Source organism: Paenibacillus marchantiophytorum (assembly GCF_014640555.1).
Classification (GTDB): domain Bacteria; phylum Bacillota; class Bacilli; order Paenibacillales; family NBRC-103111; genus Paenibacillus_E; species Paenibacillus_E marchantiophytorum.
In genome coordinates this window covers 1-14,810 of the sequence record NZ_BMHE01000085.1, presented here as the reverse complement: position 1 = coordinate 14,810, position 14,810 = coordinate 1, and the positions used below count along the sequence as shown (strand labels likewise).

Genomic DNA, 14,810 nt, shown 5'->3' with positions numbered 1-14,810 from the left:
ATGTCTGTAACTCGACCTTAGGGGTTTTTTTGTGTTTTGTCCAGATAAATACATCATTTAATTACATATTTAGGAATATATTCTAACGAAATATTCATGTTAGGTTTTTTGCAAAGCTTCTGGGTTTATCCCACTCGTAAGGTTGTTTTTCAGCGTTAAAGTGACCTTTTCTTAGTTTGCTGCTATTATAACGCTGAAAAAAAGCCTTAACTTCTTAGTTCAAGCGGATCGCCAGTACGTGGCGATTAATGCCCTGCAGATCCGGCACGAAGCGGATCTCGTCCCAGTCGGCGGCGGCGCCCAGCATCGCCGCCACAGCCTCGGCCTGCCGGATGCCGACCTCGAACCCGACCACGGTCGGGATTCGCGGCAGCTGCGGCAGCTGCGAGATCATACGGCGGTAGAGGTCGAGTCCGAGGACACCGCCGAACAAAGCCGTGTGCGGCTCGAACAGCCGCACCTCCGGCATTAGCGCAGGCAGGTCGCCATCAGGGATATACGGTGGGTTCGACACCAGTATATCGGGCGCGATCCCGCGCTGAATGAACGGCTCGAGGAGGTCGCCCTCGAGCCACTCCACCCGCGCAGCCACGCCGTGGCGCTGCGCGTTCACGCGGGCCATCTCCAGCGCTGCCGCGGAGATGTCGCTGGCCGCCACGCGCCACGCGGGGCGCGCGTGCGCAATCGTCACCGGGATCACTCCGCTCCCGGTGCCCACGTCCGCAAGCAGCGGAGCGCCTTGCGGGAACAGACGCGTGCCCTCGTGGAGCAAAGCTTCCACGAGCAGCTCCGTCTCCGGCCGCGGGATCAGCACGGCCGGGCTAACGGCAAAAGGAAGGCCGTAGAAATCCTGCTCGCCGATGATATACTGCACCGGCTCGCCCGCGGCCTTCCGCTCTACTAGCTGGCGCCACGACTCCGCCAGCTCCACTGGAAACTGTTCCTGGAAGCGGAACAGCAGCTCCGTTCGAGTGCAGCCTAGCAGATGCTGCAGCAACAGCTCCACACAGGAAGCCGCCTCGGCCACGCCTAGCTTCCCCAAAAAAGAAGAAGCCTCTACATAGGCTTCTCTAATCGTAATCGCAGCAGTCGGCATCACATCGCCTGCTCCCCTTTATCTAAAGCATCCGATTGTGCAGCAATCGTAAGTGCTGAAACAATTTCGGCCATATCGCCATTCAGCACAGTTTCCAAACGATGCAAAGTCAAACCAATCCGGTGATCCGTAATCCGGCTTTGCGGGAAGTTGTACGTACGGATACGCTCTGAACGATCTCCCGTACCTACTTTGCTTTTACGCTCGCCAGCGTATTTCGCTTCTTCCTCTTCACGCAGTTTATCTGAAATCCGCGTACGAAGTACACGAAGCGCTGATTCTTTATTCGAGTTTTGCGATTTCCCATCCTGACAAGTAGCTACGATTCCTGTCGGCACGTGAGTTACGCGCACAGCAGATTTCGTTGTATTAACAGACTGACCGCCCGCTCCACTTGAACAGAACGTATCTACGCGAATGTCCGCATCATGAATAACGATTTCTACATCTTCAGCTTCCGGCATAACAACTACCGTAGAAGTCGATGTATGAATGCGTCCGCCAGATTCCGTTACTGGAATCCGTTGTACACGGTGCGCTCCGCTCTCAAACTTAAGCTTGCTATAAGCACCTTTGCCCGTAATCATGAAAATAATCTCTTTGAATCCGCCTAAATCATTCACGGAAGCATCCAGAATTTCCGTTTTCCAGCCTTGACCATCTGCATAACGCGTATACATCCGGTAAAGATCGCCTGCGAATAACGCAGCTTCGTCGCCACCAGCCGCTCCGCGAATTTCAACGATTACGTTCTTACCGTCATTAGGATCTTTGGGCATCATCAGCAATCTAAGCTGTTCTTCCAAAGAAGCCGCTTGTTCGCTGAGCTCATCAATCTCCATTTTGACCATTTCGCGCATCTCATCGTCCAGCTTCTCATTCTGCATCACTTTCGCATCAGCGAGCTGTTCACTTACACTTTTATATTCATTATAAGCATCATAAGCTTCTTGAAGATCGGATTGTTCTTTGGAGTATTCTCTCAATTTCTTCGTATCATTTGTGACATCAGGGTCACACAACAATTCGCTTAATTTATCATATCGATCTACAATCGATTGCAATCTATCCAACATCGTGGATCACTCCTTTCTTATCTTTTTCTCGTAGTTAAACGTTGAATCTGAAATGCATGACGTCCCCGTCATTCACCACGTACTCTTTGCCTTCAAGTCGCACTTGGCCTTTTTCCTTAGCTCCATTCATGGAACCAGCCGCTGCCAAATCATTGTAAGACACAACCTCAGCACGGATAAAACCACGTTCGAAATCAGTGTGAATCACACCAGCTGCTTGCGGCGCTTTCGTTCCTTTACGAATCGTCCAGGCTCTTACCTCTTGCACGCCAGCTGTAAAATACGTATACAAGCCGAGCTTTCTATACGCTGCTTTAATCAATCTATTCAAGCCGGACTCTTGAAGTCCCAACTCTTCGAGGAACATCGCTTTTTCTTCGTCTTCCAACTCGGCGATTTCGGATTCAACCTTCGCGCTGATCGACACCACTTCGTTGTTTTCGCCTTCAGCAAATTCTTTCACAATCTTCACGAAAGGATTTTCGTCTGCTGTCGCCACTTCATCCTCACTCACGTTTGCCGCATACAGCACAGGTTTCATGGTCAATAGGTGAAGATCGCGCACGAGAAGTTTCTCATCTTCGCTGAGATCCAAACTACGCGCTGGCTTATCTTCATAAAGCGCTTCTTTAATACGCTCCAAACACTCCACTTCAGCAACAACCTTCTTGTCGCCGCCTTTGAGGTTTTTGCGTGAACGCTCAATCTTCTTCTCGACGGACTCGATGTCAGCCAATATCAATTCAAGATTGATGGTCTCAATATCCCCAATCGGATCTACTTTACCAGAAACGTGGGTAATATTATCATCTTCAAAACAACGAACAACATGCACAATGGCATCCACTTCACGAATGTGCGCCAGAAATTTATTTCCAAGCCCTTCGCCTTTGCTCGCACCCTTCACTAAACCCGCGATATCCACGAATTCAAAGGCTGTCGGGACAATGCTCTTAGGCACAACAATCTCTACCAGCTTCTGCAATCTCTCGTCTGGTACTTCAACTACCCCAACATTCGGATCGATCGTACAAAACGGATAATTCGCAGATTCTGCTCCCGCCTGTGTAATTGCATTAAACAATGTCGATTTTCCTACGTTCGGTAGACCGACGATACCTGCTTTCAAAGCCATTGTAGTTACAACTCCTTAATTTTCGAAAATCATCCTTCTTATTATATAGTACTTGGAACGCAAAAAAAAGCCTGAGGCTACGGATTGGCCACAGTCTTTTTTTCCATTGCTTTTTTGATTTGCACTTCCCGCTTCTGAATGAAGTAAGTTTCTATCTGATTTTTGAGGATAAAGCCTCTTAACGCATTTGCTTTTTCATCCGGAACATTCAAATAGCTGGCCCCATAATAGAAGCCCATATTTGTTTTCTCTTTTCTAACAACTTCCATTGTACAGGCCATCGAAAAGCCAAGATTCAATTCAACTTCCAGCTGAGAATGCTTTTGAATAATTTTTTCGACCATCGCATTGTCATCTACCGTGAAGCCTACGCCATTAATGGAAATATTTTTGATCGAAATGGCAATCGGATTGTCTAGATGGTGTTTATTTCGCTTATTTACATCTTGAAGTCCTAATAACAGGCCGCCCTTTGTGACTTCGACACGAGGAAACTCCCGTTTCTCCGTAAATTTCCGACGATTTTCGGGTGGATTCAGCACGATGAGAGATCCTTGCTCTTTGGCAACTACCGTCGTTTCCCAAACAAACAGCCCTGATTTCGTATAGACTGTCATTTTCAGCTTATCCCCCAACCGAAACACATCAAACTCAGGGAGCTCTACCTCAATAATGTCACCGAGAGCATAAGTCAACACACCAGTAGCTACGAAATCATCCTTGCTGAGCACTGCTTTACTGTTGATCATGACATCAGCATCATAGCCTTCTTTACTGCCATAAAGTTTCATGGGTTGTTGCTCGTTGGCCACTTCACTCAACATCCTTTCACGAACCGTACTCGACTTATATCATTAAAAATAGACCGCCCCGATGATCCGGAACAGTCTATTACCTTAATCAAAAAGCAATGATTTTCGGTAACCAGGCTGTCATAGTTCGCGGGAACCGTAGACCCTCAGCTTTGCGTCCTTGCCTTTCAGCAAGTTTGCCATTTCGAATTCTGCAATTTCATGTCAGATTGTGGTTGTGCAGGCTTTATGGTCATAAAGACCTACTAGCATCTTCATTATATCGGAACCTTGTCTCCGTTATCAACTAAAAACCTTGCGCAGCCCATCTTTTTAGTGTATGAATGTAGAAAGAAAAAAATATCCACAACTTTTCAAGTTATCCACATTGTTATCCACAGGTTGTTAACAACGAATATTTGTTCGATGTTTTATTCACATGTGGATATATTATTTTAGCGAGGTGTCCCCCTGTGGATGAACATATTCCCTGGATGAAAGAAGCCATTCAAGAGGCGCTCAAAGCCGAAGCCATCCGCGAAGTGCCCATCGGCGCTGTCGTTGTCCACCAAGGCCAAATTATTGGTCGCGGCTACAATCTTCGTGAAACAACCCTAGATCCGCTCGCTCATGCAGAGCTGGTTGCTATTAAGCAGGCAAGTGAGCATTTGCAGGCGTGGCGTCTGCTAGATTGCCAGCTTTATGTTACGTTAGAGCCTTGCCCTATGTGCGCTGGCGCCATTGTTCAAGCGCGGATCCCGCAAGTGATTTATGGCACGACGGATCCTAAAGCTGGCTGCGCAGGAACGCTCATGAACCTGCTGCAGGAAGACCGGTTTAATCACCGTGTCGACGTCATTAGCGGCGTTATGCAGGAAGAGTGTTCGACGATGCTGACCCAATTTTTCCGTAAATTACGCGGCAAGGAATAACCGTTGCATCCATCTGTGCAAGAAATTCTCTATATGACCTGGCCACAACCGAAGGCTTGCGCCGCGGAGGCCTTCGTGCTATCATAATTGTTGCTATGCGCCCGTAGCTCAGCAGGATAGAGCAACAGTTTCCTAAACTGTAGGTCGTACGTTCGAATCGTATCGGGCGCGTCAACGAAAGCAAAAAGAGCCACCTCTGAGAGGTGGCTCTTTTTGCTTTTAAAAGTTCGCAACGACGAGGTACTAAGATATGTGCCTTTGGAGAAATAAGGCTTCGGCATACAAACTTGTACCAACCACCGTTTGGTGCTTAAGAGGCTCTATTTCAAATCAAATCCAGCTAACAGCCTTTTCAATACAACCACGGCTTCTGCTCTCGTTGCCTGTTCTTGCGGAGCAAATCCCTCAGCCGTTCGACCATTCATCAAGCCGGAATCAACAGCAAGCTGAACCACTTTTTTCGCCCAATCGCTGATTTCATGCTCGTCGTTAAATGGGGTAGAAGAGCTCACCGGCATATATTCTATGCTCATCCCTGTTCCATGCGACTTCGCTCTTATCAGCATCGCTGCCATTTCTTCTCGCGTAATGTTCTTCTCTGGGGCAAATTCACTGTCGGAAATGCCATTTATTAGGCCTGCCGCATATACTTTCTTCACCGTATTCTCATACCAAGAGCCAACTGCAACGTCAGAGAAAGGCATTTGTACAGCATCGCTTTTCAAATCTAATGCTTTGGAGATTAAAGTTGCAAACTGCGCTCTTGTCACATTCATGTCCGGTACAAAGCGGTCGTCATCCATACCTTCTACAATGCTTTTATCAACCATTAACATCACATCTGTTTTTGCCCAATGCCCAACAAGGTCACTGAATATTTTAGTAAAATCAGAGGATTTATCAAGTGTGATGGATTGATTTTTCAAATTGTGATCCACGATCTTCAACGAGGTCCAAGTAAGATGGGATGTCCCTACCTTTTTGGCTTTAAAGGTAATCGTGCCTATGTCGAGGTTCCCCTTCTCCCCACTTACATTGCCGACTTTGGTATGCGCAAAGGTAACTTCATTGTTCTTGACAATAGGAGAAATGGAGAAGCCTTCTATCCTCGTAGTCGCTTTGACAACGTCAAGCTTGCTCGCATCAAAGTTGATTTTGGCTTCGTAAGCATATAAATCCTGTATATCTGTACCTTGCAAAGTGACGGTAAATTCACCTGTCGATTCGGTACCTGACGTCTTCAGGACAAATTGGGAATCATTTTCCGCATAAGCAGGAGATAATAAGGCTGCGGAGCAACATAGATTACAGACTAATGCACCAAGAATGATTTTACGTCTCATCTTAATCCATCCTCTCGTGTTTAAAGGAGGGAGATCAGAAAACAGCCTCTCCTGATCTCCTCGCTTCCGGTTACTCTAAAATTTTCATCGCAATTGCAGCGAGATCAGCGATGTCAATTTTACCGTCTCTGTTTACATCTGCTGCCTTCGCATTCTGCCAATCTGGACTGGTCGTCGTTTTACCGTAATGAGCGGCTGTAATGGAGATGTCGCCGATGCTGACTTTGCCATCATGGTTGATATCGCCAAGGACGGCAGCCTCGATTTTGACGCCGATTGAGGATGCGCCTATCGACGTTTCCACACCGGCTGCATTAGCAAGCTTAGCGCTTTCTACAACGATTGCTGCGGTAGCCGACTGTGAGATGTCCTTCGCTCTGAAAGTTGCTTCAAGCATCTGCTCACTGCCTGTAACAGCACCTGCCGGGCCTTCGCTGGCTAAAATAAGACGTACCTTACCTCCCAGGTCCTTCGATTCGACAATACTTACTTTATCCTTCACAGACTTAGCCGAAACGAATTCAAGCAGGTTAGCGTCGTAGTTTAATACATAATCTTGTGCATAAACGGCATCCGTCACACTTCTAACTCCCAGACTTACGACAAATTCCTCGCCTGCATCGACAGTCTTCACACTGCCCAGTCTTGTGTACGGACCTGCGGGCACATCATCCCGCACCTCGTTTAACAGATTCGGTAATACTTCTCTTCCTGTCGAATCAGCGACTACGGCTGTTTCCAACGATGCTGAGGCATCCCCGCTCAGCGGTGTAGCTTGGATCTTCAATAACGCTGCATCCGGCGTAATCCCGTTATCCGAGTTCAGAATAACTCGCGTTCGGCCATTAGCCGACTCGCTGCGAACTACCCTCACGCCATCTTGCAGCGATTCGACCGCTGTGACATTCAGTCCCACAGTCGCTAGCACCACGTCCATCGCCTTCGCTGCCGACTGCTGACTGCTTATCGCCAACACATAATGCTTAAACTCCTGCGTTTGGGGAACTAGCACTTTGGTCAACATTAATTCCGGGGCATCCGCTTTGTTCTGATCCTTCTGATCGACGAACATGCCGTTAATCACAATGGAATCGCCCATCGCGTTAACACCCAGTGCTTTTAATACGATGGCGTTCAAATCTTTGGTTGTCCCGCCTTGCAAAATTTTCTCCTTGCCAATATCGGTTGCAACGGTTCTGCCGTTAGCCGCAATGAAAGTCGTTGTCGCCAGAGGTGAATCTTGACCGTGCGAAGTAGCGCTTCCCAATGTTGTGTTCGAATTCTCCGTACCTCCGCCGTGATCCGGCAACATGACAATTAACGTATCGTCCAGCAAGTTTTTATCCCGCAGGGAGTTTATAATCGCTCCTACGTTCAGATCCGTCTTCGTTAATTGTTCATAGTATTTCTTCGTGTAGAAACCGTATTCATGTCCTGCATGATCCATACTATCCAGTTGGATGAACATCAACGACGTATCGAGCGCCTTGCCGCTGTTGACATAGTCCACGAAGGAAGCCGTGTCCTGTTCATCCGTTCCAGAACCGACCTCAACACCGACTGACGGCTCGATATGCCCGTTCAAAATATTGGTCCATCCAGCGAAAGCTGCTAATTTCTTATTCGGCATAACCTGCCTTAACTTCTTAAAAATAGTAGGGTATGGCGATGATTCCGAATAATAATAAAGTTCACTTTCTGAATTGCCAATTTGATGCTTATTGTAACCAACACCAGTGAACATGGCCCCCCAATTGGGAGATGAGCTTGAAGGCAGCGTTGTTTTGACCGAATAGCTGGCAGCTCCATGTTCAATCAGGTTTCGTATATTAGGCGCAACCAGCCGATTGCCAACCTGTTCTTTGAGTGAACTTGGCGTCTCCCAATACGGCGCATTCGGCGTCACGGATACTCCTCCGCCATCGACCCCGATAACTACAACCCTCTTGTATGGGGCATACTTCGCATTTGTGGCAATTTGGTTCTGCACCGCTTCGGAATTGCCCGGCGCAAGAGCTAGATCCCCTACTGTTATCATACCGTCCTGATTCAAATCTTCTGTTGCTTTCGGATGAATTTGAACAGTCTTAGGCTGTGACTGGAAAGACTCATTATCTAACTTGGCCGTGCCTGAATAGAACTCTGCCTTGCTCACTTGAATTTGCCCTTGACCAGAAGCAGCCTTCGTTTTGAAATACACTTCAGAAATTCTTGATTTGGCAAACTCAAGCGGATCTGCCTCGCTGTAGATGTTACCTCCCGGTATATCCAATTTGACAACACCTGGCGTGGATGTATCAGCCGAAACTGCTTTCGTTGCACTTACAAATTCAAATAAATTACTGTCATAGGTGAGTTCAAGAACGGATTTATCTATGGAAGTGCTCATTAGCGGCGTGCGAAGATCCAGATTAACTCGGAACGTACTCCCCTGCACGGCATGCTCGGCGCTAATTAAGTTTAAGGAACCTTTAAAAGGCTCATTCGAATTCTCTTCCACTGGCGCGCTGCTGAACAATTCCCCAGCTTCTTGCTCCGTTACAGCCCGATTAATAATCTGCATCTCGTCAACTTGCATTTGAAACGTATCTACTCCATATGAACCCGTGCCGTCGTTGCCGATCATCGTATTTAGCCCAGCATCAACTGTCCCTGTCCGTCCGGCAATATTCATACTATTCGTAATCCCTTGGTACAACGTTCCGGATTTCACTGTAACATCGACGGGAAGTCCATCCTTATAGAAATCTACCCTTCCGGTCGCTCTGTCATGAGAAACAACGATATGATGCCATTTTCCATTGGCCACGTTCGGAATTTGGGCATCCGCGCGGGAGCCGCCCGTCGTGTTGTAGTTCCATAACAAGCTATTATTCGGCAATAAGGCCAAAACGTACCCAGGACTGCTTCCACTATCCCAATTCTTGTTTGAAATAACTGGCGGATCACTGGATACACCGGACGACTTAATCCAAAATGCCAATGTAAAGTTGGTGTTCGTGCCGAACTGCAAATTTGCAGGTTTCCCTAAATCTAGATATTGCCTGTCTGAACTGGTGGAGTTGAGTTTGATGGCTTGTCCGTCTCTTCCCTGCACGTAGGTCAGATTCCCATGTGCAGAAACACTCGTTGCATGGGTGGAGCTGTCGACAATGTTATTCTCAAACTTCAATTGAACCCCATTGTCCGATGCAACGACAGACGCATAAGCTTGTCCCATAAAGGGAATCCCTAAGGGTGAGCCCGCTGTTGTCAAGAGTGCCGCTGTTAACGTAGATATGCAAACTTGCTTAAATGTAATTTTCAATGAAATTTCCCCCTGTACCACAAAGTATAGACTTGCGCGCAATTTCGACTTCATCGTATGAAACTATTGAACAATTCTACGTGCGAGGGTTGCAAGGTCAATAATATCGATTACATTGTCGTTGTTCATGTCTACGATTTTGACTAAATCCCAATCTGGACTCGAGGAGTTTTTGCCATAATTGGCTGCAGCGAAGCCAAGGTCGCCGACACTTACTTTGCTGTCCCCGTTCGCATCTCCCGGGATGCCGACAGGTACTGTCGTTACTTGGACGGTCATCGACGATGCGTCAGCTTTGGATTCCACTCCATTCTCGTCGCCTAATGTTGCATCGGCAACCGTGATCAGCCCAGTTGCCGACTGCTGCACATTCTTCGCTTTAAAGACAATTTCGGCGATATCCGTTGTACCCGTAATCGCATTGGCTGCTCCTTCACTTGCAAGGATAAGTCGAAGCGTACCCGCCTGATTCTTCGATCCCACAATGCTGACTCCGGCTTTCGCCGAAGCAACCGATACGAATTCCATGACATTCGCATCATAGGTAAGCTTAATATCTTGGCCATATACACGATGCGTCACATTATCCAAGCCTAAACGAACTGTGAATGTATGGCCTGGGATAACAGAACTTGCACCGCTGAGCGTAGTTTCAGGATCTGCAGCATCTACGGTTATTTGACTAACCGTCGTAAAATTGCCTTCTACCGTAGTGGCGGTAATGTTGACACTGCCCATTTTGAGCGCAGTCACAACAGCTTTGCCTTCACCACTGTCAACGACAGTGGCTACTGTCTTATCGCTGCTGCTCCACGTAACGTTTTTGTTCGTTGCATTAAGAGGCGCTATAATTGCTTCAAGTTCGCCCGACTTTCCAGCTTTCAAACGCAATTGTTCCAGGTCCATCCGAGCGCCAGTGACAGCAATTTGTTCAAAAGGAACGATTTCTGCTCGGTCAACAGAGACAGTCGTACCTGTTGATTCGCTATTTTTTGTTCCCGTTACTCTGACCTTGACCGTATGCAGGCCTTTGCCTAAAACCCGCGATACGTACGAATTAACCCCACTCTGGGTAGACGAAGCATACAAATCAATCATTTGCTCTGCGCCACCGTCTATGGAAATGCCCGCAATTCCTTGATCAGGTCCTTTCGTGTCAACCAGGATGATTTGTTTGCCTTCAAATTTCATCTCATAAGCATCATTCGTTGTTGCGCTTGTACTCTCATTTCCATGATTCCACGTACCCGAATATTTGAATTCGTCATTGTTCATGCCACTCGCACTGTTCTCAATCATTGTCCGATTGTAAACTTCGGCGCGTTCGAGCGAAAGAGAGACTCCGGCGGAAGAGCTGTTCTTATTTCCCGTTACTCTAACTTTGACTGTATGCTCGCCAAGCGGCAATATGGGCGAGGCATACCATGTAACTGAATTTTGCCGTGATGTGGCGTACATATCGACATTCATTTCATTTCCGCCATCCATGGATACGGCTGCAATACCATGGCTAGGAGCCTTCGCGCCAAGCAATTTAATCTGAGTTCCGAAAAATTTAATTTCAAAATAGCTATCGCTCAAGCCCGAATAACTATCTGATGAAACTACCCAACCTGTGCTGCCGCTTGTGCTAATGTTCGAATAATTAATTTTATTGATATCTGTTCCTTTTGCATCATTAAAGATCACTGTGATTCCTAAAGGATCCGTTGGCACTGGGTTAGCGACAGAAGGAGCATCTCCGATCAGACTCACCCGGTTGAAGAACTCGGCAACGCTGGCGGACCTAGGTCCCCCCCACATTCTTTCGGAGAGCGCTTGACGTGGCTTTCTGGATGCTTCTTCAAAGTTGGATTCTGGGATGATATATTCGCCATCCCCAACTTCTGAGCCATTGAACGCGCTTCCGCTTTCATACCCGGTTCTTCCATCTGGTGTCTTTACCAGATTCCAATAATCAGACCAAATAGAGAGGAAATAGCCGGTCATATTGGCATGAACAGCAGGTGCCCAAGTCTCGTACAGGGATGTTGTTTTAGGCAGAAGCCCCTTGCCTGCCGTTACATACAACACATCACCCGGAGAAGCGTATACTTTATATCCATCTCTGGCAAAATCAATTGCCTGCTTAGAGGAGCTTGCCTCATCACTCCAAACCGTAATCACGTTATCTGTATTCAGTGAAATGCTCGGATGATAGTCTTCAAACCCGTTCCAGTTCATAGGGGTTTTCCCAAGTTGCTTCACATGATCGCTCATTTCATTAACGAACTGGATGAAGCTGTCTCCGACCTTGGGCAAGTTGTTCGTCGTTTGGTACGAAACAAGCTCTGGACAAGCATTCATTCTGGATTCTGATTGAATTTCATCGGAGCCGATATGGAAGTAAGGCCCTTTAAACAACGGAACAAACTCATCAAGAAGCGCTTTGATCCATGCACGCGTTTCAGGCTTCGTATAATCGACTGTAAATTGTGGAATATCCCACCCCGTCGTATCTTTACTCATAGATGAGCAGCTGAATTTCAATGCTGGATTATACTTGTTGAGAATTGCCGCATGTCCGGGCATTTCTAATTCAGGAATGATCAATACATGATAACGTTCTGCGATTTCATTCAATCGTGCGATATCATCTTTGCTGTACGATTTGGCTGAAGCCAAACCCGGATAGGTATCACTTTGCAGTCGGAATCCGTTCCATTCGCTGAAATGAATTTGAAACGTATTCAACTTATTCCACGCCAAGCGTTTAATTGTATCTTCGAGATAATCCATCGAATAATATCTACGACCGACATCAAGCATCACTCCGCGCTGAGCATATTGCGGGTAGTCCTTGGCAGTTCCTTTAGGCACATTGGAACGGGAAGGGTCCTGCTGCAAGATTTGCAGGACAGACCGTGTTCCGTAAAATGCGCCGGAGCTTGAATGCGCTTTAATGGAGAGCGTATCTGCCGCTTCCAACACATAGCCTTCATTGCCGATGCTTCTGTCATCGGTATTCAATGTCAAGAAAATATCGCCTGCATTAGCGGCATTGGCCTGAACAACGGTAATTGCTTTGCCGGCGACCAGCGATATATCTTCTTTGAATGCCTCTGCCGTATCGGCAAGTTCTGCGCTGTAAGAGGAATCGATAACAATTCGTGATGCGTCTTTTAATTGAAAGGCGCCTGCTCCGCCCGTCCATTCCCGTAAACTGGGAACCACATTGGGAGCTGCGTTTGCTGCGTAGGATACCGATGGCAGTTGTAACAGAGAAGTGATTAAGAAAAATACCGATAGTGCCATAATTGATTTTCTTTTTAAAGAAGAATATCTCATGCCAAATTCCTCCGTTTATCCTTTTCTTGTTAGCCTTTCAATGGCCAGGCTGTAATGCCTCCAGTAATATTGTTATTGGGAATCCATGTGGTTCAGAGCCGGAGATTTTCTTGGAAATGGATGTATGGATGTGATCGCTCATCTGTCCGTCAGCATTAATTTTTCCCCCTAAAGCCATGAAGCTTTCGAAATTTGCACTGCGAGCGCTTCCCAATCTTTGCTTTTGAATAACGCTTTATCTTAGAACGTTTCCCAAGAATCGAAGACTAGTGGCACTGCATAAGCTTTTCCTTGCTTGTACTCCTCTGGCGGAGCGATTAGCACACGGGTTGACTTACAGCCAGCGAGATTTCATCTGATCATTAGTTTTCACCCAGGCAGACGCTGCGCTGTCAGCCGGTTTGGCCGCTTTCGAAGGGCTTCACTGACATCGAGAGCGTGCTCGCCTTGTTACTTCCTCAGCCACATAGTGTGAATATAACTGTCGACAACAACATCCCCCCCGCCATTCCTTTTTTTGAATTTCAAATGACCTCCCTAGCATTTTGCTAATCCCTTCTTACGCTTTAATCATAGTAATTTTCACGGAAGACAACCATTGATTAAAATACTATTAATAGTTAAAAACGTATTGTCTTTATGCTATATAAGTTGAACTAATGAATCTCCTGACTAGAACCTAACACAAAGACTATAGGGAGGTTGTGGCGGGCGGTAAAGCCCAAATCATAAGGGATCGAGTTCACAATTGTCTGTTCACTTTTTCCTTCTGCTCTTTTTCGTTAAACGAACTGGGGCACCCGGTGAGCAGTTCATTTGTAAGGCAGAAAGACCACCCGTTTCATATGCATGGATGTAGCCTTAGGTGGTTGTGCTCGTTGACGTGTGGATGCCGCCTTCCGCGATGAGATGGCGAATAAAGCCGTTAAGAGAACGCTAACAATACCAAAATGGCTTGATGATATAGCGGCCGAAAACAACTTAAATTATTCGCATATTCTACAAGACGCGCTCAAAACTTATCTTGGCATAAATAAATGGCCATAAACGAAAAAAACGGTTGCTAATTGCCAGATGAAGTACAATAGTTTGTGTAACAAACTTTGGAGTCTTCACAGATAATAACAAAAAAGCAGGGTATTCTCGGAATTACGACACCACCAAGAAAGGACCCTACTCTATGACAACTACTACTTTACACGAATCAGTTCTATCCGATCTACTGGAAAATCTAGTGAGTTTCAGACACAGCTATTTGAGCCTTATCAGCGGCGGAAGGGTTGGCTTGAAGAAGTCGTCATCCGCATGTACAAAGGTGGTATGAGCACGCGAGAGGTTGCGGGATTTATTGAGAGCATGTTTGACCCACAATACTCCCCAACCACCGTTAGCAACATAACCAGAACCGTTCTTGAAGATGTTGAGAAGTGGCAATCGAAAAAACCTTTAAACCGCGGCAGATATTAACTCATTGATCCATAATAAAAATGAATAACAATGATTAAAAAAAGCGGCTTTGCCGCTCTAAGAGATGAGCGTCTTCATAGCTGTTTTCAGCAATCTAGCAGATACTAGTTCCCTTTGGGCTTTGCAATGGCAGAGAGCGTCGCGTGAAAAGGAACTATGATCCGCTAAATGGTGGGAAATGGGGTAAACGTAGCATGAAAAGGAACTGATATCCTCTATTTAAGCGGAAACTGCTGATTCCAACGGGGAAATGGTGAAATAGCGGATCGTAGTTCCCCCTGGTGTAGAATATGGCGGTTTTCAGAATGATAGCGTACTGTAGTTCCCTCAAACTCG

Annotated in this window: 8 protein-coding genes, 1 tRNA gene, 2 pseudogenes and 1 riboswitch; of the genes and pseudogenes, 4 read left to right on the top strand and 7 right to left on the bottom strand. The window is 46.7% G+C overall.

Annotated features, from left to right (window positions below):
- Positions 1-214: 214 nt before the first annotated feature.
- The 4 genes from prmC to IEY34_RS35075 all read right to left on the bottom strand — a co-directional run bounded on the left by prmC (position 215) and on the right by IEY34_RS35075 (position 4,119).
- A complete protein-coding gene (gene prmC / locus IEY34_RS35090) occupies positions 215-1,096 on the bottom strand; it encodes a peptide chain release factor N(5)-glutamine methyltransferase (RefSeq protein ID WP_189020747.1) in 882 nt (293 codons plus the stop codon).
- The gene (gene prfA / locus IEY34_RS35085; RefSeq protein WP_189020745.1) at positions 1,096-2,172 is read right to left on the bottom strand and encodes a peptide chain release factor 1; all 1,077 of its coding nucleotides are present in this window, start codon (positions 2,170-2,172) and stop codon (positions 1,096-1,098) included. The genes prmC and prfA overlap by 1 nt, the downstream gene beginning before the upstream one ends.
- 34 nt (positions 2,173-2,206) lie before the next feature.
- On the bottom strand, positions 2,207-3,307 hold the full coding sequence (ychF, locus tag IEY34_RS35080) for a redox-regulated ATPase YchF (RefSeq protein ID WP_189020743.1): 1,101 nt from the start codon (positions 3,305-3,307) through the stop codon (positions 2,207-2,209).
- A 77-nt stretch (positions 3,308-3,384) separates the two neighbouring features.
- Positions 3,385-4,119: a PilZ domain-containing protein gene (locus tag IEY34_RS35075; protein ID WP_189020741.1), complete on the bottom strand. Its 735-nt coding sequence runs from the start codon at positions 4,117-4,119 to the stop codon at positions 3,385-3,387.
- Positions 4,120-4,223: 104 nt separating this feature from the next.
- Positions 4,224-4,310, bottom strand: a riboswitch (cyclic di-GMP riboswitch).
- Between the two features lie 282 nt (positions 4,311-4,592).
- Between IEY34_RS35075 and tadA the strand changes: the two genes are divergently transcribed.
- Positions 4,593-5,030 (top strand): tRNA adenosine(34) deaminase TadA, encoded by a 438-nt coding sequence (gene tadA / locus IEY34_RS35070; protein ID WP_189020749.1) that lies wholly within the window; start codon positions 4,593-4,595, stop codon positions 5,028-5,030.
- 97 nt (positions 5,031-5,127) lie between these two features.
- Positions 5,128-5,201 (top strand) — tRNA-Arg (locus tag IEY34_RS35065).
- Positions 5,202-5,350: 149 nt separating this feature from the next.
- Here the strand turns inward: IEY34_RS35065 and IEY34_RS35060 are convergent.
- The 3 genes from IEY34_RS35060 to IEY34_RS35050 all read right to left on the bottom strand — a co-directional run bounded on the left by IEY34_RS35060 (position 5,351) and on the right by IEY34_RS35050 (position 13,007).
- Positions 5,351-6,373: an S-layer homology domain-containing protein gene (locus IEY34_RS35060; RefSeq protein ID WP_189020739.1), complete on the bottom strand. Its 1,023-nt coding sequence runs from the start codon at positions 6,371-6,373 to the stop codon at positions 5,351-5,353.
- 70 nt (positions 6,374-6,443) lie between these two features.
- Complete coding sequence (locus IEY34_RS35055) at positions 6,444-9,680, bottom strand: alkaline phosphatase family protein (protein WP_189020737.1); 3,237 nt, start codon at positions 9,678-9,680, stop codon at positions 6,444-6,446.
- A 63-nt stretch (positions 9,681-9,743) separates the two neighbouring features.
- Positions 9,744-13,007, bottom strand: a complete 3,264-nt coding sequence (locus IEY34_RS35050; RefSeq protein ID WP_189020735.1) for a family 20 glycosylhydrolase — start codon at positions 13,005-13,007, stop codon at positions 9,744-9,746.
- 865 nt (positions 13,008-13,872) lie between these two features.
- On the opposite strand from IEY34_RS35050, the pseudogene IEY34_RS37140 reads away from it, so the two are divergent.
- Positions 13,873-14,054: pseudogene (locus IEY34_RS37140) on the top strand (type II toxin-antitoxin system HicB family antitoxin); the annotation flags it as partial.
- Between the two features lie 189 nt (positions 14,055-14,243).
- A pseudogene (locus IEY34_RS35045) lies at positions 14,244-14,462 on the top strand (transposase); the annotation flags it as partial.
- Positions 14,463-14,810: the final 348 nt, after the last annotated feature.